The following is a 25,279-nucleotide window of genomic DNA, read 5'->3' as shown; positions in this document are numbered from 1 at the left end:
ATACAGTTTGATTTAATGGGTCAATAGTTTTTATGAGCTTTAAAGCTAAAAGCGACTATGCAAATGCAAAATAAAGACCAGCCATCCAACCTAGTAAAAAAGGGCTGTACAGATAACAATGTAGTATTTGAAGTGGTTTATAAAAGAAAAGGTTACACAGGTATGTAACTTTTTCACACAAAAAAAGAGCACTTAAAAGTGCCCTTAGGTTTAAATCGTTTTAAATTTAATTAATCTTTGCTTTCGTTAACTAAAATAACTTTACGATGTGGGAAAGGTATTTCGATGTTGTTTTCATCCAGTGCTTTTTTAATTAACTCTGGCACAGTGTAAAGAATATCGAAGTAATGCTCGCCCTTACAAAAAGGTCTTACTAAAAAGTCTACTGAGCTGTTGTTAAGAGTTTCTACTTCAACAAAAGGAGCTGGATCTTTTAGTATGTGTGGGTGCGCTGCAAGTACGGCATCTATAACTTTACGTACAGCGGTTGTATCTTCACCGTAAGCAACACCAAAATGCATATCCACACCACGAATTGGATGATGTGAATGGTTTATAATTTGCGCGCCCCAAATTTGACTATTTGGAATAATAACCTGTTGGTTATCGAACGTTTGTAAAATAGTAGTAAACATATCTACTTCTGTTACTTTACCAAAACGCCCTGCGGCCTCAATAAAGTCATTCACTTTATAAGGTCTGAAAACAAGTAGCATAACGCCTGCGGCAAGGTTCGACATTGCACCTTGTAACGCCAAGCCTATAGCAAGTCCCGCAGCACCTAGCAAAGCAATAATAGAGGCCGTTTGTACACCAAAGCGATTTAACACGGCAATAATAACGAACGCTAATATGATGTAGCGAGCCATACTGCCTAAAAAGCGAAAAAGCGTATCATCAAGATGAGTGTATTTATGGCATAAGCCAATAATTAAATTGCGTACTTTGCCCGCTAACCATAAGCCCGCAAGTAAGATTGCAATCGCTAGTAATATGTTGGTTGCCCACGTAATTGCAGCGGGTAAATATTGATTAATATCAATGTTGTTTATTATATCTTCCATTTTTTTCCTGTTTTAAAAACTTTTAACTGACTTCAATTCATACTAAGCGCAATAGTTTAACAAAAAATTAACTAAAGTACGACTATAGGAGTAATTTAAAACATAAAGAAAGAGCGTTCCCTCAAAACATGTCATCGCTCACGTAAATCTTTCAACACATAATTTTGCTTTAACCCTTGGTCTACAGCTTAAATAATTCAACTTTAACTTGTTCATAAATAAAGCTAATACCCGAAATAAATCTCGGTTAACTCTCTTAATTTTCTAATTACTGCTGGCACTCATCTATAAATTTACCGATAATCTCACCTAAGCGCGCATATATTGGCGAGACAACACAATTGGATGAAATTAAAACAAAGGATTATTATGAAAAAGTACTCAATTTTACTTACAGCGGCAACACTTACTGTACTTGCTGGTTGTTCAACATCTGTTGCAGTAAGAGACTTTGAACAAAACCCTATTCCACAAACATCAACAATTACCAACAGTGAAGCTGACGTAGAAAAAGGCATTCTAAAGGCATGTATTCAGCTTGGTTGGAAGTGTACGCCTATGAGTGAAGGTAAAATAAAAGGTGTACTGGATATTCGCACACACCAATTAACTATCGATATTGCGTATAACAAAACGGCATACTCAATCAACTATAAAGACTCTATTAACTTAAACTACAACGGCAAAAAAATTCACCGCCAATATGTTAATTGGGTATCAAACCTAATACGCCATATAGATGCTGAAATGATTTAGCAGCGCGTTAACCTGCTTTACATATTATAAAAATCACTAAATATGAATAATAAAAGTGGAGAAGTTACCTATAGCTTCTCCATTTTTTAATTGAGATTTAAACAGTAACAATCACATCAAAAATATCAATAAATTTCAACCAGTTACAAGCCAAAAAAGCACCAAACCTAACACTATTAGTAAAAGTACTCTCCCGTATTTTCACTCTTTAATGAATGAGTGATTTTTTACTTATCCCCCTTCGTAAAAACATATTTTATATCTTGCTATAACGCAGTTTCGCTCATATAGTCAGCAAATTATCACACCTTTATTTTGAACATCTTTGTTTATGAAATCTTCTGCTCCTGCTAGTGATTTTGGTACCTTATTAGGTTATGCACCTGGTAATGTTGCTGTGTACTCATCTGATTATGATACGGCTGACGAAAGCATTTATCCTAATCGTAGCGCCTATCGTAGTTACCTTGATGGCATTTACATGGGCTATAAATGGCAATGCGTTGAGTTTGCACGTCGATGGATGTATCTCAACCATAGCTATATTTTTGATGATATTGCTATGGCTTACGATATTTTTGAGCTGCGTTCAGTGCGCGATGTAAATAGCCAAAACAGATTGCCACTAAACGCGTTTAAAAATGGTGCAAAACATCATCCTCAAGTAGGTAGCTTACTTATATGGGAAGAAGGCGGCGAGTTTGAAGAAACAGGCCATGTTGCTGTCGTTGTTGAAGTGCACGAAGATAAAATACGCCTTGCTGAGCAAAATGTAGGACATCAAATATGGCCAAAAGATCAAAGCTGGTGCCGTGAACTAAAAGCAAAAGTAACTAAAGATGGCGACTATTGGATTGAGTGCTCTTACAGCGACGCCACTATTTTAGGCTGGATGACACAAACTGATGAAACAGAATATGCTGAGCCAACGTCTGAGCTAAACACTGATTTATTTATTATAGAAGCCCATAAAGCAGTAGATACAGGCCAAGCAAACAAGTCATGGTTAAATATTGCGAATGACGATGAAGCTGCCTACGTAGAAATGATGCAAGGCCATAAACTTACATCAGTAGCTGCGGATCAACATAATTACTTTGCGATATCTCAAACGGCGCAGCAAAGCATTGAGCATGCAACAAATGAGCTGCATGGCTTATTTATGCATGCAACCGACTATGTACTGCAGCACCCTGAGTTATTAAAAAAGTTTAATTTACCCGATGTTGTGATTAATAAAATTCGCCAATCGTGGGATAACCGCTTAAACCAATTAATTACCAGTCGGTTTGACTTTGCTTTAACAGCAGCAGGTTTAAAAGTTTACGAATACAATTGCGATTCGGCATCGTGTTATATGGAGAGCGGCAAAGTTCAGGGTAAATGGGCAAAACACTTTGGTGTTAAAACAGGTGTAGATGCAGGCCAAAATTTATTTAAAGATCTCGTAAAAGCATGGCGTAAAAGTGAAGTAAAAGGTCTTGTTCATATTCTGCAAGATGATGAACCAGAAGAGCATTACCACGCATTATTTATGAAAGAAGCTATTGAAGCCGCGGGCTTTGAGTGTAAGTTAGTAATTGGCTTAAGCACACTTCGCTGGAATGAATCAGGCAACATAGTAGATGCAGATGGCGCACAACTGAGTTACGTATGGAAAACCTGGTCGTGGGAAACCGCACTTGATCAAATTCGTGAAGAATGCGAAGCAGACCAATCATTAGGTGATAACTTTGAACCACAATTCAAAATTGGTGAAACGCCACGCTTAGTCGATGTATTACTGCGTAAAAATGTCATGGTATTTGAACCGCTGTGGACATTGATCCCAAGTAACAAGGCTATTTTACCAATACTGTGGAGTTTATTCCCTAATCATAAATATTTACTTAATACCGCGTTTGAGCTTAACGACGAGTTATTACAAACCGGTTATGTAGTTAAACCAATAGTAGGACGTTGTGGTGCTAATATTCAACTTGTTGATGAACAGCAGCAAGTTATAGAAAAAACAATGGGGCACTTTGCCGAGCAAGACCAAATATACCAACAACTATTTGCACTGCCTAAAGTAGATGACTACTTTGTACAAATATGTAGTTTTACAGCCGCCGGAAAATACTCTGGTGGTGGCGTACGTGTTGATAAAAGCATGATCATAAACGGCCATAGCGATTGTATGGCACTGCGTATTAAATAAATAATACTAAGCCCGCAATTTTGCTGCGGGCTTAAGTTTGTGTAGACCCCCTTCCCTCTTTTAAGTTTTATAGCTATCTCAAGCGAGTTACTCCTGATAGAGTAAATTTATTAAACACCACAAACTAAGGTATTTCATGGCGAATCAATTTAATGTACTTGGCACACGTTTAAAACTATGTTGCGGTAATGGTGGCTACACACGTGAAGGATTTTGTTATGTACCAGAATCAGATCTTGGCAATCACAGTGTGTGTGCAATTATGACTGACGAGTTTTTACAATTTTCAAAATCACAAGGTAACGACTTAATAAGCCCAAACCCTCTTTACGATTTTGAAGGTTTAAAAGCCGGTGATAAATGGTGCTTGTGTGCAGTAAGATGGCTTCATGCTATTGCAGCAAACGTTGCGCCACCAGTGGTACTTGAAGCTACAAATAAAAAATCATTAGAAATAGTGCCGCTCGATGTTTTAAAAGCGCACGAATATATAGCCAAAGTTTAAATACACTTAAGCGTTATTAAATTAAAGTCTGCAGATTTTACAAATGTATGCAGGCTTTTCAAAAATTCAATCACCCCTCCAGCCTCTAAAATCTCAAATAAAAACATAACCCCATGTTTTAAAAAGCTTTTAAAAACAATCAACTTACGGCATAACAGTTGCTTCATTAAGTTTAAGTCATGCTCATAACGCAACATATTATATGAGCAACACATTACTTAATGTAGGAGAAATTATGAGTAACAATAACGAATCAAACAAAACAACTAAATTTACCGCGCCAGGTATGAGTGACGAATCAGCTCAAAAAACAATAGCTACGCTAGATAACCGCATGGTTGCATTGATAGATTTACAGCTTACTTTAAAGCATATTCACTGGAATGTAGTAGGACCTAACTTTATTGGCGTACACGAAATGATAGACCCACAAGTAGACATTGTGCGCGAAATGACAGATACAATTGCAGAGCGAATTGCGACTCTTGGTGGAGTGCCCGTTGGTACGCCTAAATCAATTGTAGATCGTCGTACATGGAGCGAATACTCAGTAGGTAAAGGGTTAGTAACCGAGCATTTAGCCGCACTTGATAAAGTATACAACGGCGTTAATGGCGATCACCGCAAAGCAATTGAGACTCTTTCTGAATTAGATCCGGTGTCTGAAGATATGATCACCAGCCAACTAGCTGACCTAGAGCAATTTCAGTGGTTTATTAGAGCCCATTTAGAATCATCTACAGGCGAGTTAAAAAGCTAATATATTTAATCTAAGAAAGCCCAGCATTAATATGCTGGGCTTTTTTTTTGCGTAAAAATCACTCTATTTATAATCATATATAGATATGTATCAGTAAGCTCTAATACAAAATTCATATAAAAACAATAGAAAATTGGTATTACCAAAACAAATAACCAAAATAAAATTTAATGATTTTATACTCCTTACTATTTCGCAAATTTATAAGCCATACCCAACCTTTAATGAACATCTCATTATTTTAACATCACTTAAAAAACAAACTAAATACGTATAAAAGTACGGCATAAAATTTAAAAACAGCACTAAAAAGTGTATTTAATAGTACAAACAATATAAAAAAACGTCTTTGGTAAACATACTTCAATAAAATTCATTCAAAATATAAAAAATAAAAACACATCATAAGCCATTAAATTTATTAAATATAAGCAAAATAAAATAACGTTTTGTAATACACCTTGTGAATTTTTGGTAAACAAAGGTTGTAATAAAAGCTGAATTGGACTAATTTCAACCATACCACCTGTATGACACGCTACAGGGAAACAGCAGTTAAATTGGTTAACCAAGCCAAGTAACAACACACACAATGACGTAAGTCGTACCCAAACGGGAGAGATACATGAAACTCAATCAAATTACTTCAACATTAATTAATAAACATAAAAGAAGTAGCTCTACAACAATCAGTGCAGCAGCCCTTTTATTAATGGCTTCTTCTACTATTGCAGCGCAAGAGGCTCCGGCAGCTTCAGAAACGGCAGCTGCAGATATTGAAGTTATTGAAGTAAAAGGCATGCTAGGTAGTATGAAAGCCGCCGCTATGCTTAAGCGTACTGACGGACGTATTGTAGATGCGATTGTTGCTGAAGACATTGGTAAGTTACCTGATAATAATATTGCAGAAGCACTGCAACGTATTACTGGTGTATCTATTAATACCGATTTTGGTGTGGGTGACAGTGTTTCGATTCGTGGCTTACCTCAAAACCGTGTTGAATTAAACGGTCGCTCTACTATTGGCGACTCTCGTGACGGTATTAGCTTACAAGATTACCCATCAAGTTTCTTAAAAACAGTAGAAGTAGTTAAGTCTCCTACTGCCGATATGATTGAAGGTGCATTAGGCGGAACAGTTAGCTTAAAAACAGTTCGCCCATTAGAGTTAGATAAACTAACTGGCGCAGTTTCATTAGATGGTGAATATGCAGATAAAACAGAAAAAGTAGCACCTATTTTTAGTGGTTCACTTGGTAACAACTGGGACTTTGACGAAATGGGTACCTTTGGTGCTATTGCTATGTTTTCGTATCAAGATCGTGAAATTCGTCAAGATGAAACGTCTAGCCGTGTTAAACCTCAAGACATTGATATTAATGGCCAAGAAGGTAATACACCAAGTGGCAACGCTATCGTACGAGACGAGCACAGTGTTGAACAATATGTAGAACAACGTAAACGTACTGCTGTAAATTTATCACTTCAGTGGGCACCGCAATCTGGTAATGGCATGGTGTATCTAGATTTAAGTGGCACTAAACGCTCTGGTGAGCAAAGTGGTAACTCTATATTAGGTGTTGCGGGTTCGTTATCAACAGATGCAAATACAACTCAAGATGCTAACGGCGTAAATAATTACACGCTAACAAACGAATTTGGTATCCCTAAAACATACAGTGACTTTCGTGAAACTGACTCGTTTTCAAATGCACTTGGTGCAGAGTGGAACCTTACTGACAGTATAAAAATCTCTGGTGAAATTGCAGTAGCATCATCAGAAAGCGTAAGACCTGATTCTGAATTTACACTTCGCCCAATCGAAAAATCAACATTTGAAGCAAGTGGCGGAACTCAGCTAACAAATCATTTATATGATGGTGCATTTTCTCAAGACGGTAATAAATTACCAAGCATCATTCATTCAGATCCAAATGCATTTACTGACCCACAAAACTTAGCACTACGTACGTTTAAAAGTGAAGATAGAAGAACAGACAATGACGAAACAGCTATTCGTTTTGATGTTGAAATGTTTGAACCTCTCAGCAGCTTAAGCTGGGTGTCTAAAGTAAAAGCAGGTGTACGTGTTACTAACCGCGATTACGAATATGAGCAATACAAAGTAGAAATTAAAGACATTTACAAAAATGCATTTAACGACTCAGATGGTTCATTAGCTACTTTATGGGTTGATGACTACAACGCTGCTTTTTCAAATAGCTTCACAACAGTTAGCCACGACAACTCTTTTGACCAATTAGGTAATTCTGGTCAAAACGACCTACTAACGTTTTTAAGCTACAACGGTTTATCTAACCCTGCAAATACTTACGCTCAACTTCAGCAGTTACTTGCAGGTACTAACCTAGCGTCAACGGGGAGTCTTTCAGATAACCAAGAGTTCCAAGAAAGCGCATACCGTAACGTAGTTGAAGATACAGCAGCTGTGTACATATCAGCGTACTTAGACTTTGATAACATCACTGCGATTGTGGGTGGTCGTTATGTGACTACAGATTTAGAATCAAGCGTATTTCTTAATGGCGAAAAAGTAACTGGCGACAATGACTACAGCGACTTTTTACCAAGCTTAAACGTTACGTATAACTACTCAGACGAAACATTATTCCGCTTTGCTGCTGCAAAAGTTATGCGCCGCGCTGACTTTAGCGAGCTAAGCCCTGCATTTGACGTTAATAACGATATTACGGGTGCAACGCAAGGATCTATTGATTTAGAACCATACCGTGCAACGCAGTACGACTTATCAGTAGAGCATTACTTTGATGAAGGTAACGTACTATCTTTCGCTGTATTTTATAAAGATGTTGAGTCTTTCTTAAGTAACGAAAGCAGCTGTCAGGCTTCTTCAAGCACTTCAACTGGTCAAAACGTAACGCAGTGGAACCAAGTATGTCAGCTTGACGTTGCAGGTGTTTCACAAGACAACCTAGTATACTCTGACGCAACTGATTTCCCTGTAGATGCAGATGGCTTTAACCATGTTGCAGGTCTGCGTGACGCAGGACTAACGGGTATCGATACAGTTAAAAATGTAAATGGTGAAAACGGCTCAGTACAAGGTTTTGAAGTGGGTTACCAACAGTTCTTTACAAGCTTACCTGGTGCATTTTCTGGCTTAGGTGTTAATGCAAACTACACGTATGCAGACAGCGAACAACCAAACGGCAACCCACTATTAGATATTTCTAAAAATACATATAACTTACAAGTATTTTGGGAATACGAAGGGTTCTCTACTCGTATCGCTTATAACTACCGTGACAGTTTCTTAGATACTGAAAACGAAAAACGCGTAGAAAATATTAACTCAGATGGCAGTATTTCAGCAGAAGGCACTGTTTACGGTAATAACTACCGTGACGACAGAGGCCAGTTAGATTTCTCTGCAAGCTGGGATATTAACGAAAATATTACGCTAGTAGGTAATGCGACTAACTTAACGGGTGAGCCTTCAATCTACCTATCTGAACTAGGTGGTGCTTGGAAGTACACTGAAGCGGATCGTCGTTACAGCTTTGGTATTCGCGCTAAATTTTAATTTTCCCTGGAAACTAAAGCCTGCTTTATGCAGGCTTTTTTACGTCTATAAAAAAGTGGCTTTATATTATACAACCTTATTAAAAACATGATTATTCTACCGAGTTAAATAACCCTCCATCGCTATAGTAAATAACTAATTCAATACAGTGGGTATTACGTAAAAATACTCTCCTCTAGCTATACTTATTTGAATATTAAATTTACTATCAAAGCGTTATTACTATTAACAGGAAAAGTTGAAGTGCTGTCGCGTTTATATAATTTTATGCCGGGTTTAGATACATTGCTGCACTACGAGCGACAATGGTTTGCTGATGATGTAAGAGCGGCGCTATCGGTAGCTGCCGTAGCTTTACCTGTTGCCATAGCCTATGCGCAACTAACCGGTGTTAACGCCGCCGTCGGGTTATATTCTTGCATACTGCCAATGATGCTATATGCGCTTTTTGGCACTTCTAAGCAATTAATAGTCGGCCCTGATGCCGCCACCTGCGCCGTTATTGCAGCAGTAGTAACACCTCTTGCTGCAGGTGACAGCTTTAAGCATTGGCAACTTGTTGTCACCATGACCGCTATGACCGGCTTTTGGTGCTTTATAGCCAGTAAATTTAAGTTAGGTGTATTAGCCGACTTTTTATCTAAACCTATTTTAATGGGATTACTAAACGGCGTAGCCATTACTATTATTGTTGGTCAATTTTCTAAAGTATTCGGTTTTACTTTTGACGAGCGCTACTTACTTGAACGCCTAGGTGGTGTGCCCACATATCTAGCGCAAACACATGTTCCCACCTTACTAATGGCTTTGTTTACACTGGCGGTTTACTTTGCCATGAAGCGCATAAAACCCACGTGGCCTGCGTCTATGTTCGCCATAGCTTTTGGTGCGCTTTTGGTATGGATTTTTGATTTAAAACAACTTGATATAAAAACCATTGGGACCGTAACTGGCGGGCTTCCCGTTTTTAATACCCCTGTTTTTGATTTAGGGATTATTCGTGAGCTAGTGGTCCCCGCACTTAACTTAGCCATCGTGAGCTTTGTTAGTATGATGCTAACTGCCCGCAGCTTTGCTGCTAAAAATGGCTACGACATAGACGCCGATAAAGAATTTAGAGCGTTAGGTATTGCCAATATAGCGTCAGCTCTTTCGCAAGGTTTTGCAGTCAGTGGCGCCGACTCACGCACCGCTGTTAACGATGCAACAGGTGGTAAAACACAGTTAGTATCAATAATAGCAGCGGCCATTATTGCGGTCATAGCCGTATTTTTAACAGCCCCACTTGAATTTATTCCAAGCGCAGCGCTAGGTGTTGTACTCATTATTGCCTCTGTTCATTTACTCGATTTAAAAGCTGTTTGGCAATTAAAACGAAAAGATAAACAGGCATTTTATCTCGCATCAGCCACCTTACTTGCCGTGTTATTTATTGGCGTTATACCAGGGATCACACTTGCTGTATTACTGGGGTTATTTCAGTTTATTCGCACCGTAATGCGCCCAACCGATAATATACTCGGCGTAGATATCAACGGCGTAGTAAGAAGTTTAGACGCCACTGACAAAGCAAAAGCAGTGCAAGGCGTATTTATTTATCGCTTTAATTCACCTTTAACTTACTTTAATGCCAGCTACTTTAAACGCAGATTACTAGAACAATACGCAAGACAAAAAGACGATACGCAATGCGTAATAATTGATGCCGTGCCCTGCTTTACTCACTTAGATTTAAGTGTAATGGCCATGCTTGCCGATCTCGACGTTATATTTAAAAAGCGCGATATAAGGCTTGAACTTGCAGGCAGAAAACGCCAGCTGCTCTCATGGTTTGATATTGCAGGAATGAAGTCAGGAACAGAGGGTATATACATTCACTCAGACCTATACATCGCCCTAAAAAGAAATAGCGTAAGCCAGCACACACAAGAGGTTAGCTTGTTTGAGTCAGACGAAAATAAAGAAGCGCTCACACAGCCATAAAATACTAAACAGCAGATCAGCTAGCTGATCTGCTGTTTATACCAATTCCAATAAATAGCTGATCTATTTTACTTGCTAAAACAACCCATTTCTTTGTTGTAAATTTCGCAAAGGGAACAACCATTTACATCAATTTACGCCTAGAACTGAATTATTTTTTCGGCGTAAAATTTAGATCACATACTTAATGGAATTGGTATTAGTATTGAGTGCTTTTATACTTTTGGGTAGTTTGAAGGGAAAAATGCTTTTTTAGCGTCTTCATCAAACTCTTTTTTAAAGGCTACATCAGTACCAATTACGCGTGCACGCGCAACCGCTGGGCGGCTATCAATACTTTCAAACCAACGCTTAAGATTAGGATATGGCGCTAAACCTTCTTCGCCCAATACAACCGGTGCTTTATCAATCCAGCCCCATGCAGATACATCAGCAATGGTATACGTATCACCCACAATAAAGTCGCGGCCCTCAAGGTGCGTATCAAGCACTTCGTAATGGCGCTGCGCTTCACGTAAATAACGATTAACCGCGTAATCAAGCCCTTCTGGTGCCATATGTCTAAAGTGAACACTTTGCCCTGAATACGGACCTAAACCAGATGCGATAAACATTAACCACGACAGCATTTCAGCGCGATCGTCGGCCTTACCTTCAAGCTTTCCATATTTTTCAGAAAGGTACATTAAAATAGCATTCGAATCGAACACACGCGTTTCACCATCAACAATGGCTGGCGCTTTAGCGTTTGGGTTAATTGCTTTAAATTCAGGTGTATGTTGCTCACCTTTTAAAGTATCAAGAGGAACAAGTTCAAACGGCAAGCCTGTTTCTTCTAAAAAAAGAGCAACCTTCATTGGGTTAGGAGTATGGTGAAAATAAAATTTAATCATGTAAAGTTCCTCAATAATTGAGCAACGATTAAAACACAACTTGAGCGGGTGTTCAAATTAAGTTTTAACCAAGTAAAATATACAGTTAAAACGTGATTTAATTGTGAGTATTTCGTGATACTTCATTCGTAAATATCATTTAGGCTGAATGCAATATCAACCTTTGCGAGAAGTAACATGCCTTTTAAAGCACTATCCCGTCCATTTTTTATCTCACTTGTTGGGTTAATAATTTTTTGCTTTCAAAGCCAAGCTGCTGAGCAAGTGACTATTTCCAGTACAGCTAATCCGACTACCTTTTTAGAGCTTTATACATCGCAAGGCTGCAGTAGTTGCCCACCAGCAGAGCGCTGGATTTCAACGTTTACAGATGATGAAAAACTATGGACTGATTTAATCCCTATTAATTTTCATGTTACTTATTGGGATTATTTAGGATGGAAAGACCCGTTTGCCTCTGCTGTTTTTAGTAAAAGACAACGTACTTATAAAGCACTCGGTAAAAGTAGGATTGTAGCAACCCCAGGATTTATGGTTAACGGCAGCGGGTGGCAAGGTTGGTTTTATAAGCAAGCTATTCCTGTAGCTAAAGCCCCTCATTTAGGTAATTTAAAAGCGACTATAAACAATAGTAAAATTAATCTCGAATACGATACTGTTAATACCAAAGATGATACTAACCAAAACTTAATAGCCCATGTAGCTCTGTTAGGCTTTGGCATAGAAACACAAATACACAGCGGCGAAAACGCAGGCCATAAGTTAAAACACGACTTTGTTGTTATTGGCTACGAGCAAAGTGACATGCAAACTAAGCAACAATTATCATTAACTGACTTAAACCTGCCTCGCGCTAAAAAAATATCGCCAACAAAGCAAGCCTTAGTATTTTGGGTATCTGAAAAAAGCGACCCTACCCCACTACAAGTTGCAGCAGATTGGTTTTAATATGGATAAAATAAACAGCTGAAGTTTAAAAATAGGCCACCATTACACCTTTAACTATACAGCTTGTTAGTAGTCCACTCATACCCATATACGTAAACATAAAGCGTTGTTCAGAATCTGTTTTAAACACGAAAGCGACTAAATAAAGAGAAGCAATAATAGCTACGCTTAGCATAAGCCCATAAATAAATGAGCCGCAATAGTGTGGTAATACAGCTAAAGCGAGTGCGGTTAAATTAGTGCCAAAGAATGCTACGGGCTTTTTAATACCGCGTAAAATGGCAAATAGCGGTATAACAAAAGTAAGACAATACAACCAAATAATATGAGTAGACCATCCGTAACTTAAGGGAGCTTTAACTTCAAAAGTAGAAAGCTTAAAATTACTCGTAAATGTCCATGCAGCATTAATAATTATACTTACAATAAAAGCCCCAATAAATAGAGCGACTAACACCGCAATTGCACCGCCTGCGGTAGCCCCTGCTTTCTCTTTTTCTATAATTAAAATAATGACACTTAACAGCCCACTTAATTGTAACCACTGCCAATAATCGCTCGTAAATAGAGGAATAGCAGCTAAAACGATCGTAGTTATAATTAACTTACTTCCATCATTTGAGCGCAATAAATAAAAGGCCATTATGGCAATATAAAATAGAGCCGTTACATCAGGCATATCAACAACTTCCTTGTAAAAATATAATAAAAACCAATAAACGCAGCGATTATACCTATTACTGAGCCCCTATAAAATCCGATAATTGTGTTTACTTTTTAGCTGTGCAATATTAACTCACTATAAAACACAAGGATCGCTAAGCCTATCTAGAGGTTTGGTATAAAAACTAAAAAGGATGAATATGATTAAGCCATTTTACGCTAGCTGTTTGTTAGCCCTCTCGCTATTAACACCCAGCCTTGTAAAAGCCAACCCGACAGCCTCGCAATATCAGGAAATTCTTAACGAGAACCTTGCTGAAAACGAGCCTGGGGTATCGGTAATTATAAGTAAAAATGACAAAGTACTTTTTAAAGGAGCGCGCGGGCTTGCCAACCTTGAACATAACATTGCACTTAATGAGCAAAGCGTTTTGCGTTTAGGTTCTATTTCAAAACAATTTACTGCAGCTGCAATTATGATGCTGCAAGAGCAAGGTAAGCTAGCGGTTACCGATGATATTCATAAGTATGTTGCAAGCTTTCCAACAGAGGGCAACCTCGTCACAATCGAAAACTTATTAACCCACACCTCAGGCATCGCCAACTACACAGATGACGACGATCTCTTTGATAAAGAAATACAAGTACCCACCAGCGTTGACGATACACTAGCGCGATTTGCCAAACACCCAATGGTGTTTAAACCCGGCGAAACAATGGCTTATTCCAACACGGGTTATTCACTGCTTGGTAAAATAATTGAAGTAGCAAGTGGCCAGTCTTACAAAGACTTTATTGAACAACACATATTTAAAAAGCTAAAAATGAACCAGAGTAGTTATGAAGGGCAAGAAATTGTTGCCCATCGCGCCTCTGGGTATGAGCAAACAGAGCAAGGATTTATCAACACCAACTACATTAATATGGATTGGCCATATGCCGCAGGTGCGCTTATATCTACTCCAACTGACTTAAACATTTGGTTTAGTGCGTTATCGTCTGGCAAGCTTATTAGTAAAGCAAGTTATGAGAAGATGGTAAGCCCTTTTAAACTAAATGACGGCAGCTTTTCATCCTATGGTTACGGATTAATTATTAAGCCTTTGAATGAATACACCGTAATTAAACACACTGGCGGAATAAATGGTTTTTTAGCGCATGCACGCTATATTCCAGAACAAAAGCTATATGTTGCAGTACTGGCTAATTCAAACCACATAAACCCTATTTTTATCAACGAAAAACTCACAGCCAGAGTACTAGGTATTGCACTCCCCGAGTTTAAAAAAGCAGAGGTAACAGAGCAGCAATTAGCGCCCGTATTGGGTGATTATCGTATTGATAAAAACACCTTACGCAGCCTAATTTTTGAAAATGACGTTTTGTATTCAAAGCGCACTGGCGGCGATAAAATAAAACTTATTACCATGTCTGACAATAGCTTTTACTATCCTAATTCAAACAATTACTTAGTAATAGAAAAAAACAGCCAAGGCCAATTGGTAATGAAGTATTTTAGTGGATTATCAATAACTCCTACTAAGGCGATTAAAATTTAATTTCGACGTTATCTTAAATAACAATGCCCGAAGTTCACTCAAGTCGTAACCTCGGGCATGACTAATTTTATCGTGTTCCTGAGGTAAATTAGGACCCTATTCATGTGATATTACGAAAAACTTCACTAAATTATAAAAAAGTTTATTAAGCACATAAAAACTTACTGCTGATTTAACAACCACTCTTTTGGCGCTTGCCCTGTTTTTTTTCTAAATACACGGGCAAGTGCAGAGCCATTTTCGTATCCAACCTGATTAGCTACTAAATCCATATTTTGATTTTTTAAAATAAGCTTTTTAGCAACCGATAAACGCCAATCAGCCAAATAGTCAGCCGGTGTTTGCTCAATTACTCGCTTAAAGGTATCGGCAAATTTAGAGCGCGACATACCACATTCCTCAGCCATAGTGCTGAGCGACCAGCTTTGTTCTGGGGTTTGGTGTATTTTTATTAATACCTTAGCCAACTGAGGATGGGCAAGCCCTGCCATCATCCCGCTTTTAATTGTGCCTTCTTCTAGTACTTTACGAAGCACACTAATTAAAAATACATCGCATAAGCGATCTATAATTAAATACTTACCGCTGGCGTCTTTAAATGCCTCTTCAAAAATCCAAAAAGCGCTCTGCGTTAATAATCCATCACCCGTTAATTCGTAATTTAAGCAAAAAGGCAGCGCCTGCAATAAAGGGCTATGCCCTCCACTTTGATAGCTAATTTGTGCACACACTAAATCAGCACCGTCACCCTTATCCGAAAATAAACAGTGCCCTGTAGAGTGAGGAAAAAATATAACCGAAGGCGTAGATAAAACAACTTCAAAGCCACTATTACTACGCACTTTTAACGTACCAGAACGTAATAAATGTAAATGCCCAACACCTTGATCGTCACTAAAGTCACTCGTACCGCACATGTTCCCACTAAAAAACACATTGGCATTAAGCGAAAAGTGACTCAATACACTCGAAAGTACGTCCATAAACGCCTCCTTGGATTATTGGTATGAAAATACAGACTAATAGACGCATATTAACCAAAGTATAACGATAAAGTACACCTAAGCTTTAAACAAACACATTAATTAAATTACTCTTTGGAGATACACATGAAATTTTCGACACTCACTAAATCAGCTTTTTTTGCAGCATCAGTCCTTGCAAGTTCACTAAGCTTTGCAGCAGACATAGACGCAAATGCAGACGTTAACGACATTGCAATTAGTGGTTACGATACCGTTGCTTACTTTACCCAAAACAAAGCGGTAACAGGCAGCTCTGAATATACTGCAACACATAAAAATGCCATTTATAAGTTCAGTTCAGCTAAGCACCGCGACTTATTTAGAGCTAACCCAGAAAAGTACGTACCACAATTTGGTGGCTTTTGTGCGTTTGGTGTATCAATGGAGAAAAAGTTTGACGTAGATCCTGAAGCTTTCAAAATTGTTGAAAACAAACTTTATTTAAATCTTGATAAATCGGTTCAAAAACAATGGCTAAAAGACGTACCAGGCTTGATTACTTCAGCCAATTCAAACTGGTTTGACATAAAAGACAAAACAGCAAAAGAGCTTTAATAAAACCAATTTAAAGTTAATTTTGAGGTTGCTTCGGTTTATAACCGTTCACCCTCAAAATGCCATTTAAATTAATAAAATTTTAGGTTTAAGCTCTTAATTTAACTAATATTACTTTGATTTATTAAGCATCGCTTTTAAATCGGCAAATGGAGAATGCGTCGCAGCCTCAACTTTGCGATCTGTAGTCGACCCGCCATACATAATATGCTCGTGGTATTTATTGTGCTCATTGTCGTGGCAATAAATACACAATAACTCCCAGTTACTTCCGTCTTCAGGATTATTACTGTGGTTATGATCAACATGATGCACCGTTAACTCACGTAAATTTGAGTATTCAAACTCACGAGCACAACGCCCGCATACCCAAGGATATAATCTTAAGGCTTTTATTCTATAACCTTCCTCTTGCTTAACATAAGCCTGAGGTACATCGTTATTCTTACTCATAATATTCCAGTTAAATTTGTTATTTCTATGCTTAACAAGTAAATAGCCAATATGTTAAAGCAAATATAAAAGTAAAAAGTTCGTAAGGGATCTAACTTAAGCTACGTTTCGTATAAGTCAGGTCTAATTATAAAGTTGAGCAACATGGAAAATATATTCCAAACAAGTCGGTTTTTGGTCGTAATCGCCGTTATTACCGCTGCAATATCATCATTACTCGTTTATGTTTCATGCATTAATATTGTAGCTAATATAGTAATAACAACGCTATTTGACCTGCCTGATTCAGCTAAAGCCGGTAAAGCCCTAATAGTTGAACTACTGAAAATTCTTGATTTGCTACTAATCGGAATTACCTTACAAGTTATTGCTATTAGCTTGTACCGACTATTTATAACACCATCTAAGCCTGAGGAAAGTAAATTTCTTGCTGCTTTTAATATTAAAGACTTTCATGATTTAAAAATAACTCTGGTACAAGTAACTTCGGTTGTACTGGTAATACTATTTTTAGAGCACGCAGTTGAGTTCGGCGGCACAATAGAAACACTCTACTTAGGTATTGCCATTGCGATCGTTATTGCAGCATCTACATTTGCATGGCGCTCAATGAAAGACTAACTAAGCACTCATTACTATTAAGTAATTACATGCAGGTGTAATTACTTATCCCTAAAATTCTGCAAAAACTTAAGTGAGAGCCCCAGCACTCAATATTAAAAAAACTTAATTACTGACAAGTCACCAAAAGAAGTATCTATATGCCTACCTGTTTGCTCCCACGCACGTAGTACTACCATGAGTTTTTTGTTACTTGAAGTCCAAGAAATACCACCTCCGTATGCCGCTACTTTTTCACCGCCCGAATCTTTTAACCCCAGCCCAGGGTCTGTATTTCGAATATTTCCCTTACCTACTTTGTATTCAGCAAATACGTGAACATTATGCGGCAACGAAAATGATAAAAGCGAGCCAATACTCGCCCCGTACGAATTAGAAATTAACTTAGTGACCTGTGGTGCAGACGAATTTAAAAAATCAGCCTGAAACACAATATTATCTTTATTCTCAAGAGATACATGCTTGAAAGACCACGCGCCAACAACACTTAACGACAAGTCAAATTTGCTGCTTAGCTTTGGTCTATTAAGAAAAAAATGCTCAAACAAAGACTCTTTATTATTAAAGGTATAAAAGTTGTGTTGGCCAGATAGCTCAAACTTGGTTGAACGTGTATTTTGCGAGAAAATTTGATCCGTTTGATTGCCGCTTAAATTGCTAGCCGTGCTTTGCAGCCCTTCAAGCGTTTGATAGTTAAAAGTGATTTTAGAATTTTTAAATTTTCTATACGAAAGCAGTATATCTTGTGTTTTTGTTTCAACATCATCTTCAAAAATATCGGCAGAGTAGCCAATTTCAATGTCGTTAATATCAAAAAACACACCCACACGTTGATTGTTTATGGGCTCTAACGAAAACAGTGTTTTTTGATTATTTCCAGCAAGGTCATCGTATATTAACGCATGGCTAGTATTTGGGTTTGAAATAGTGGTTCGTACCGACTTTAAGTCAAAATCGAAAGCCAATACAGCACCAGATTGAAATGCCGCTAAAACAGCAAAGCTCACAATAACCAAGTAATTGCGATTCATTAAAAACACTCAAAAATTAATTTGTATTAGAGTAGCGTTTTTTTTACCTTAAATTATCACAAAAGGTTAACAATTGATGAAAACTTTAAATAATGCGCTTTATGCCATTTTTTGGGGTGCTTTCAAGGTCAAACTCACTTACATGCTTAATTAGCTCTGGGAAGAATGCTAAAAACACGGCTTCTAATTCATCGTAATTCCGTGCTATGTCATCAGCCGCGCCCGCAAAAGTGTTGGTAAAGCGAATACGCTTGGCAATATTGTCAAGTGCTAGCCCTATTCCATCTATGGTTTCGTATTCTTTAAACCAATCGTTTTTAGTCATACTTGTTACAACATGCTGCATACGCGTTGGCATAACAGGTATGCGATTATTTAAAAGCTGATAGCTGGTGTACTTAAAATCACTTAAAGGTTGCTCGCTAAAGCGCTGCCAATGCACAATTAAAAAATGATCAAACACCACATCAATAGCTACACCAGCAAAGCGCTTACGCTCGGGTGAAAAGTACTGTTTAGCGTGTTTTACTGCGCGGTGAGAGTCGGTAAATTTATCGACTAAATAGTGGTTATCGAGCCCGTTTTTAACCGTATTTGGTAAGTGTTCTACATGCCTTTTACCACCAAAGTCGCCCAACAAGTTCCCAAAGTGAGAATCGGCTGTAGGCTGTGCTAAATAAAGGTGAGCTAAATAATTCAAAGTGTTCTCGGGCTTAGTATTAATACAGTTAAAATAATAACTTAATTGTAAGCGCTACTTAAAGTTAGATTTTATGCCTAATCAAAAAAATAGCATAAAAAAGGTGAAACTAAGTTTCACCTTTCATATTAATTTTGAAACTAATTAGCTAGCATTACGCTGTAGAAACGTTACTTGCGCCTGCATTGTTAAGTATTTCTTCAATAGCGTTTTTGTTGTCACTATCGTACTTAATACCAATTAATATAGAGCCTTTTTCAATGGCGTCTTCATAATACTTAATTTCGTGCTCGGGGATAAACGCACCAACTGCGGCACCTAAAGTACCACCTACTGCAGCGCCTGCGCCACCAGCGGCAAATGCAGCGACTAATGGACCGGCAACTAATAAGCCTGTACCACCTGTTGCTACAGTCCCTACGGCAGTAAATCCACCAATAATTGCAGCAAGAATACCACCCGAAGCCGCGCCAATAAGGCCACCTTCGGCAGCTTTAGTACCTTCGTCTACAGCAAAATCTTCCTTTGCGTATGAGTCGTTGGCTACAATACTAATATCAGCTTCATTAATACCTAAAGCTTCTAATCTATAAATTGCGAGTGTTGCTTGTGATGCACTTTCGAATAACCCAGTAATAACGGTACTCATAATAACTCCTTTATTTATTTAAGAAAATACACTTACTACTAAGCAAAACTCAAACCAAAAAAATTATTAAATTAAATCAATAAGATAAAACAAACCCCCTGTACTAGCACTCTTATTATTAGAGTAAAAATTGCTAAATTTTGTAAAAAACTCCTATCTACATAAACAAAATCCCTTGCGAAATAAAGAGAGGTTTTTATCACTCTCTTGTTTATAGTTATTACCGTGCTTACCAATAAAATTAAAAACACCAAAAGAACATTATTTTTCATGCGCTTTAAAGGTTAAAACAAAGACGCTTGCCCTCTTCAAACCCCCTACCCAGTTACAATTGTGTTTTATTAATTCAGTAAAGAGTCAGTCTAATTTTGTTATCACTGTGGTTCATTTTTCGGTGCGCATGAATCGTAAAATACTGTGCTAAATCTTCTTTTTATATTGCCCTGCTATCAGCAGATATAGGCCATCCATGGATTACGAAAACAACTTCTTAAGTCAATCACAACAAGCTGCACTGCAACAAGCGATGGTCAATACCAAGCTTTTAAACAGCACTTCAATAAATACTAACAACATGCCAACACCTGAACAGCAGGCTTATGGTGTTATTGCTGTCGCGCTTTACCGCTTTAATTTACAAAAAATAAAATGGTCATTATTTTTAAAAACAGCAATAAAATTAACTACTAATGTTTGCCAATGGCTGGCCACCGAACTCACAAGATGCCAGCAAGAATACAAAGCCCAACCTAATGACGCTGTAATAATTGAGCAAAACGCTCTTTTGAATGGTATTTTTAGCGAAGAACTCGCCTATGTCGGTGCCTTACTAGGAACTGAAGCACAAGCTTAATATAGCAAGTAACAAAGCCCACCAACCAATAACGCCCAAGTATACTTTTAAAGAAAAAGGTTATGGCTAAAAATAAATATATAAGAGAGGTTCAAATATAAAGTCAGCAATCTTGCTCGTATTATAAAAAAATCAATTTCAGTATTACAATCATTACAGCCCTTGTGGTATGCATTTTAAAGTTGAAGCATGAATTATTCCTTCATTGCTTCAACATTCAAAAGTTCGAGTTGATATCGTTGCTTTTCAAATCTTGTTTTACTGCTTTTTGATAAAACGTCAAAAAATACAAACCAGCCTAAAGCAACCTGACTACCATCGTGCGATAAGCTAGCGCTCAAATAACTAAGATAGGCTGTATTAGATGGAGAATTTGATTGGTTGATTGGATCATAAGTTTTGTCTAGTTCGGCTGCTAACAAAAACTCATTTTCTAAAAAGTTTAGTTTAAAAATAGAAGCCTTCGCTTTTATGTAATCTCGCCTTTTGCTTGCTGTGATCCCTGAAAGTAAAACATCGCCTGATTTGCTCAACATAAATTGTCGGTTAAACCTCAGGTCGCCCATTACCTTAGAGTCAGAACTGAAATTCGCCACAAGTACAGACCTACTAATATTTGCTGGTACTTTAGTTACCACTTTATCTGGACTTAGTTCATTTTGTTTTAACGTGACTATTTGGTCATTTGGCAAGCGGACAGCCTGCCAGCCTTGCGCTGTTTTTTTCCATAATTTAATAACCGGATGAGCAATGGTTACCTCTACAGGCGTATTAAGTATATGGAACCTTGTGTTATTTTGCTCAGGTTGAATGTATTCACCTATCGCTAATACATCGCCTTTAAGATTAGTTGCAATATCAACCCCTGACATTTTATTAGAGTCAGGCAACGTAGCAAAATTAGTAGTGACTTGATAAGTGTTGTTAACTAACAAAAGCTCTGTCACAAAACCCTGATAATTTTTTCCATATTGCTCACTTTTAGCCAAAGCGACAAATAGCCTTTGTCCATTATTAACACTCAGCAAGCGGGTTACATTCCACTCATCCCACTCCTTAGGAAGCCTTTGTTTTATTATCGGTTTACTTGGGTTGGCAATATCGTAAACAACTAATTCAAAATTGCTGAGCATGACAATTTTTTTACCATTTTCAGTAATATTAAAACGCCAAGGTCGATAACTATCTGCCGAAACACCTGTATTCTCATCGGGGAAACTTTTTTCTGCTTTAAAATCATTAAATTTAAAACTAACTTTTTTTTGCATACCTATTTGCGTTACGTGCGTGCAAATATTGGGATCGTATTTACAGTTATAAACATAACCTTGCTCACTATTACTGTCATACTGCCAATCATCTAAGTGGTAAACTCTATCGCTTCGATATTCAAGTTGCCCAACTTTTTTACCTGCCATTTCAAAATCAATTTTACTTAAACTAACTTGAGGTGAATCACTAGGGAATATTCTACCAAAGGGAGAGTGTTTAATGAGCGGAAAAGCGTCAGACGATTTAAAACCAGTTAACTGATAAAAAGGGATTTCAACTAATTCTCTCGACTTATTTAGCAAAACCATATCATGTTTATAATAAGTCACATTACCTAATAATGAGTTGGCCGTTTTTGCTTTGTGAACGGTTTTATGTTCAAACTTAACCCCTTTGTTTTCTACTGGTTTAGTTTGTATATGAGAAGGCGTTGCTTGCGGCTGGCTATAAGTTGATACAGAGCTAAAACAGCCACGTAAATTAGCCGCAATAATCACAATCAATACAATCGTAATAAGTACGATATATTTCCCTACACCACTATTAGTTTGATTACTAGATGACTGACTTGAATTATTTATAGGGGCACTGCGCTTTACTGCAGACTTAATATTCGGTTTTATATTTTTTTTAACTTGCGCTTTTTTTTGATTAAGCTGGCAATGTGGACAAGCTTTTTGCCAATAGGCATGATCTGAATTTTGTTTACATACTTTGAGCTTTAAACTTTGTTCTAGTAGTAACTTTTGCCATATATTAGCTTTAGTTCGAACTCTACTCGTTAAACTTTGAGTAAATGCTTTTGACAAAACGTCAGGAAAATCAGTGTGTATACTCCACGGAGAAGGCTTTATTTTTGCATGAACTTTTATTGCATATGGATAAAGGCCCTCAGTAATTTTAGTTTGGTTGTCGCTTGGTAAAGAATATCCATTTTTAGATACGCCTTGGAATGGGTGTAAACCGTTATTTAACAGCTGAAAGAGTATTGTAGTCAACGCGAATAAATCTTGACCGACTCCTAACTTTTCAGGTGGTATTCTACCGCCAAAAGCTTCGGGGGCAATATAACCAGACGTATATTGATGCCCCTTAAATCTCTTTTTATCACCTTTAATCGAAAAGCCGTCGCAATCTAAAACCATTACATCACCAGTGTGCTTATCAAAAGATAAGTTTGCTGGTTTTAAATCAATAATATAATGACCCAAACGGTGAAGCTCTGCGACCTTACTCGCTAAACTAATCGCAACGGTAACCCTAAACTTATAACTGTCGGTTATTTTTAATGACTCACGCAAGCGTTTAGAAAGTAACATTTCAATAGTGTAGCAACGACTTAAATCAAGTAGAGGCATTGCATAACCAATAAAGTTATTTTTTTTATCACTTATAACGGCAACAGGCCAACAAATTCCCTCTGCTGTCGGCGCATTCGACAACATCTGCCACAATTTATCTTGCCGTTGCATATCTTTGTTTGGATCATGATAAATTTTTAAAGCTAACTTGTTGTCAATAGTAGCGTAAATAGTGCCATCAGCACCGCTATTAATCGGCTTTTTTTTGTACTGTACTTGCGCTGTTTTTCCATCAAGATAAATTAGGTTTACGCTATTACTCATTCAATAACCAAACTAAGGTTTTATCATCGTTTGTAATACTATTGGTACGAGGATCATTTAAAGTGTTTTTTAGTGCGTGGCGTCCTGTTGCGTCATCTACACTAGCTAAGTAATTGTGTATCGGTAACAAAAAGTTAGTTGTGGGTCTATAAGGATTTGTTAATGCAGCAAAACTAGCCGCGCCATCAGACATTAAAAACCAGAGTTTATAACGTTCTGGAGCACACATAATACGTAAGTGAGATTGCCAATCAGGTAAAGTAAAAAAATAAGTGGTTTCGGCAAATTCGCCATTTTCAGGTTCGCTGACAATAAAATCAGACCAATCTTCAGGGTTAATACCAATAACAATCCCATCACCAATATGAAACACTAAACTTCCCTCATGAGAAGTTGCCACGCCACATAAGGTGGAATGATAATCCGATATTTCGCCTTGCAGGGCAACGCACTTTCGAGCTTCACTAATTGCAGTTTTTAAGCTTACTATTGCGCTTTCACCAATCGTTTTTTCTTGAGCTAATGCTTCACATACTTTATCAATTAATTGCTTTGAGCCTAGATGTGAATATTGCGCAGAGCCTGCTCCATCAGATACACAAGCGACAAGTCCCATTGCCGTTTTTTTTACTTGCCAAGCGTCTTGGCAAGGTATCTTGCCATCAATATGCGAGGTACCAGTAACTGAGCAGCCAAGAAATCGCCCAGCCATTAAATCTCAACCTCGGCCCACTCATCGGCTGAAGGAAGGCGTACTTTTTGACCAGGAATACTTGCTGATACTGTTGCCATAGAACGACTAAGCCAAACAAAAAGTTCTGTAAAATTTAATCCTTTCAATTTTTTTGCTGATTTATTAGAAAACTGCCCCAGCGCTGCAAAATCTGCGCCTTCAGTACCTATTGGAAAAATAACAACTTTTTTATCTTCTTCAGCTTTACGGCACGCATCAGCTGATTGTTCCCAATCCAAATCTGTCGGACAGCCATCAGATAATACGATGATCCAAGGTCGAGTACTTGAAATACCATTCTCGTCGTATACTAATTTTTGTTGTTGTACCTCATTAAGTGCCGTCGACATTCCTGCACCTAATGGGGTTAAGCCTCCGGCTTCAATTGTTGGTGCTTTAAAATCTACAGCATCTACCCATGGCTGTATTACCTCTACATCATCATGACCTCCAACAGCTAATACAAGAACCTGCACTTTTAATGCGGCAGACAAATCACTTTTTAATTGTTCTTCAAAAACTTTAAGACCAAGGTTGAGCTGCTTTAGAGGCTCACCAGCCATTGAGCCAGAAGCATCTAGCACCAACACACATGGAGTTCTTTGATTAGCGTTATCGATAAATTCAACGCCTGGAATTGCATCATTATGCATAAGTAATTAAGTCCTTTTAAATGGGAGATTTTTAATCAATAATTTAGAGTTTACTAAATTTTTATCGACTCAAATATATTATAAAAATTAATTATATTAAAGGTTTAAAGAAAACTAAAAACAACAGATTAGTTATTCTTTAATATTAAAACTAAAATAAAGATTACGTAGATACTCGTAAATACAGCTGCAAATAGACTTTCCATCAATACC

Annotated in this window: 22 protein-coding genes; 11 read left to right on the top strand and 11 right to left on the bottom strand. The window is 37.6% G+C overall.

Annotated elements, in window-relative coordinates; translation table 11 throughout:
* Positions 1-230: 230 nt before the first annotated feature.
* Positions 231-1,064, bottom strand: coding sequence for a mechanosensitive ion channel family protein (locus I6F66_RS04435; protein WP_010553100.1), 834 nt, complete (start codon positions 1,062-1,064; stop codon positions 231-233).
* A gap of 369 nt (positions 1,065-1,433) precedes the next feature.
* Between I6F66_RS04435 and I6F66_RS04430 the strand changes: the two genes are divergently transcribed.
* The 6 genes from I6F66_RS04430 to I6F66_RS04405 all read left to right on the top strand — a co-directional run bounded on the left by I6F66_RS04430 (position 1,434) and on the right by I6F66_RS04405 (position 10,833).
* The gene (locus tag I6F66_RS04430) at positions 1,434-1,820 is read left to right on the top strand and encodes a hypothetical protein (protein ID WP_165741090.1); all 387 of its coding nucleotides are present in this window, start codon (positions 1,434-1,436) and stop codon (positions 1,818-1,820) included.
* A 331-nt stretch (positions 1,821-2,151) separates the two neighbouring features.
* Positions 2,152-4,020, top strand: coding sequence for a bifunctional glutathionylspermidine amidase/synthase (gene gss / locus I6F66_RS04425; RefSeq protein ID WP_165741091.1), 1,869 nt, complete (start codon positions 2,152-2,154; stop codon positions 4,018-4,020).
* Between the two features lie 136 nt (positions 4,021-4,156).
* The gene (locus I6F66_RS04420; protein ID WP_197159617.1) at positions 4,157-4,525 is read left to right on the top strand and encodes a DUF2237 family protein; all 369 of its coding nucleotides are present in this window, start codon (positions 4,157-4,159) and stop codon (positions 4,523-4,525) included.
* Between the two features lie 235 nt (positions 4,526-4,760).
* Positions 4,761-5,285: a DNA starvation/stationary phase protection protein Dps gene (gene dps / locus I6F66_RS04415; protein WP_166378003.1), complete on the top strand. Its 525-nt coding sequence runs from the start codon at positions 4,761-4,763 to the stop codon at positions 5,283-5,285.
* Positions 5,286-5,910: 625 nt separating this feature from the next.
* Positions 5,911-8,850: a TonB-dependent receptor gene (locus I6F66_RS04410; RefSeq protein ID WP_165727645.1), complete on the top strand. Its 2,940-nt coding sequence runs from the start codon at positions 5,911-5,913 to the stop codon at positions 8,848-8,850.
* 243 nt (positions 8,851-9,093) lie between these two features.
* Positions 9,094-10,833, top strand: coding sequence for a SulP family inorganic anion transporter (locus I6F66_RS04405; RefSeq protein ID WP_197208844.1), 1,740 nt, complete (start codon positions 9,094-9,096; stop codon positions 10,831-10,833).
* 215 nt (positions 10,834-11,048) lie between these two features.
* Here I6F66_RS04405 and I6F66_RS04400 read toward each other — a convergent pair whose 3' ends face one another.
* On the bottom strand, positions 11,049-11,726 hold the full coding sequence (locus tag I6F66_RS04400) for a glutathione S-transferase family protein (RefSeq protein ID WP_165721108.1): 678 nt from the start codon (positions 11,724-11,726) through the stop codon (positions 11,049-11,051).
* A 177-nt stretch (positions 11,727-11,903) separates the two neighbouring features.
* Between I6F66_RS04400 and I6F66_RS04395 the strand changes: the two genes are divergently transcribed.
* Positions 11,904-12,674, top strand: coding sequence for a DUF1223 domain-containing protein (locus I6F66_RS04395; protein WP_165740882.1), 771 nt, complete (start codon positions 11,904-11,906; stop codon positions 12,672-12,674).
* A gap of 25 nt (positions 12,675-12,699) precedes the next feature.
* Here the strand turns inward: I6F66_RS04395 and I6F66_RS04390 are convergent, their stop codons facing one another.
* Entirely contained in the window at positions 12,700-13,353 is a 654-nt protein-coding gene (locus I6F66_RS04390) for a hypothetical protein (RefSeq protein ID WP_165740883.1), read from the bottom strand.
* Positions 13,354-13,537: 184 nt separating this feature from the next.
* Between I6F66_RS04390 and I6F66_RS04385 the strand changes: the two genes are divergently transcribed.
* Positions 13,538-14,896: a serine hydrolase gene (locus I6F66_RS04385; protein WP_197159616.1), complete on the top strand. Its 1,359-nt coding sequence runs from the start codon at positions 13,538-13,540 to the stop codon at positions 14,894-14,896.
* A 161-nt stretch (positions 14,897-15,057) separates the two neighbouring features.
* Here I6F66_RS04385 and I6F66_RS04380 read toward each other — a convergent pair whose 3' ends face one another.
* A complete protein-coding gene (locus tag I6F66_RS04380) occupies positions 15,058-15,879 on the bottom strand; it encodes an AraC family transcriptional regulator (protein ID WP_197159615.1) in 822 nt (273 codons plus the stop codon).
* Between the two features lie 126 nt (positions 15,880-16,005).
* Here I6F66_RS04380 and I6F66_RS04375 point away from each other — a divergent pair, with 126 nt between their 5' ends.
* Positions 16,006-16,476, top strand: coding sequence for a YHS domain-containing (seleno)protein (locus I6F66_RS04375; RefSeq protein WP_165740886.1), 471 nt, complete (start codon positions 16,006-16,008; stop codon positions 16,474-16,476).
* A 111-nt stretch (positions 16,477-16,587) separates the two neighbouring features.
* Here the strand turns inward: I6F66_RS04375 and I6F66_RS04370 are convergent, their stop codons facing one another.
* Positions 16,588-16,929 (bottom strand): YajD family HNH nuclease, encoded by a 342-nt coding sequence (locus I6F66_RS04370; RefSeq protein WP_007581433.1) that lies wholly within the window; start codon positions 16,927-16,929, stop codon positions 16,588-16,590.
* Positions 16,930-17,073: 144 nt separating this feature from the next.
* Between I6F66_RS04370 and I6F66_RS04365 the strand changes: the two genes are divergently transcribed.
* The gene (locus I6F66_RS04365; RefSeq protein WP_007581432.1) at positions 17,074-17,550 is read left to right on the top strand and encodes a YqhA family protein; all 477 of its coding nucleotides are present in this window, start codon (positions 17,074-17,076) and stop codon (positions 17,548-17,550) included.
* A gap of 95 nt (positions 17,551-17,645) precedes the next feature.
* On the opposite strand, the gene I6F66_RS04360 is transcribed toward I6F66_RS04365, so the two are convergent.
* The 3 genes from I6F66_RS04360 to I6F66_RS04350 all read right to left on the bottom strand — a co-directional run bounded on the left by I6F66_RS04360 (position 17,646) and on the right by I6F66_RS04350 (position 19,930).
* A complete protein-coding gene (locus I6F66_RS04360) occupies positions 17,646-18,581 on the bottom strand; it encodes a hypothetical protein (RefSeq protein ID WP_165741775.1) in 936 nt (311 codons plus the stop codon).
* Between the two features lie 85 nt (positions 18,582-18,666).
* Complete coding sequence (locus I6F66_RS04355; protein WP_197118633.1) at positions 18,667-19,281, bottom strand: ACP phosphodiesterase; 615 nt, start codon at positions 19,279-19,281, stop codon at positions 18,667-18,669.
* A 154-nt stretch (positions 19,282-19,435) separates the two neighbouring features.
* Positions 19,436-19,930, bottom strand: a complete 495-nt coding sequence (locus I6F66_RS04350; protein ID WP_165727652.1) for a hypothetical protein — start codon at positions 19,928-19,930, stop codon at positions 19,436-19,438.
* Positions 19,931-20,399: 469 nt separating this feature from the next.
* Between I6F66_RS04350 and I6F66_RS04345 the strand changes: the two genes are divergently transcribed.
* On the top strand, positions 20,400-20,783 hold the full coding sequence (locus I6F66_RS04345) for a hypothetical protein (protein WP_024607151.1): 384 nt from the start codon (positions 20,400-20,402) through the stop codon (positions 20,781-20,783).
* Positions 20,784-20,977: 194 nt separating this feature from the next.
* Here the strand turns inward: I6F66_RS04345 and I6F66_RS04340 are convergent, their stop codons facing one another.
* Genes I6F66_RS04340 through I6F66_RS04330 form a run of 3 tightly spaced genes read right to left on the bottom strand, consistent with a single transcriptional unit; the run spans position 20,978 to position 25,066 of the window.
* On the bottom strand, positions 20,978-23,680 hold the full coding sequence (locus I6F66_RS04340; protein ID WP_197118632.1) for a hypothetical protein: 2,703 nt from the start codon (positions 23,678-23,680) through the stop codon (positions 20,978-20,980).
* Positions 23,673-24,392 carry a PP2C family serine/threonine-protein phosphatase gene (locus tag I6F66_RS04335; protein WP_197118631.1) on the bottom strand — a complete coding sequence of 240 codons (720 nt, stop codon included), beginning with the start codon at positions 24,390-24,392 and terminating at the stop codon, positions 23,673-23,675. Before I6F66_RS04335 ends, I6F66_RS04340 begins: the two co-directional genes overlap by 8 nt.
* The gene (locus I6F66_RS04330) at positions 24,392-25,066 is read right to left on the bottom strand and encodes a VWA domain-containing protein (RefSeq protein WP_197118630.1); all 675 of its coding nucleotides are present in this window, start codon (positions 25,064-25,066) and stop codon (positions 24,392-24,394) included. Before I6F66_RS04330 ends, I6F66_RS04335 begins: the two co-directional genes overlap by 1 nt.
* Positions 25,067-25,279 lie beyond the last annotated feature (213 nt).

The organism is Pseudoalteromonas sp. NZS100_1 (genome assembly GCF_015864285.1).
Classification (GTDB): domain Bacteria; phylum Pseudomonadota; class Gammaproteobacteria; order Enterobacterales; family Alteromonadaceae; genus Pseudoalteromonas; species Pseudoalteromonas arctica.
The sequence above is the reverse complement of the archived record's forward strand: the minus strand, read 5'-3'. Positions and strand labels throughout refer to the sequence as shown.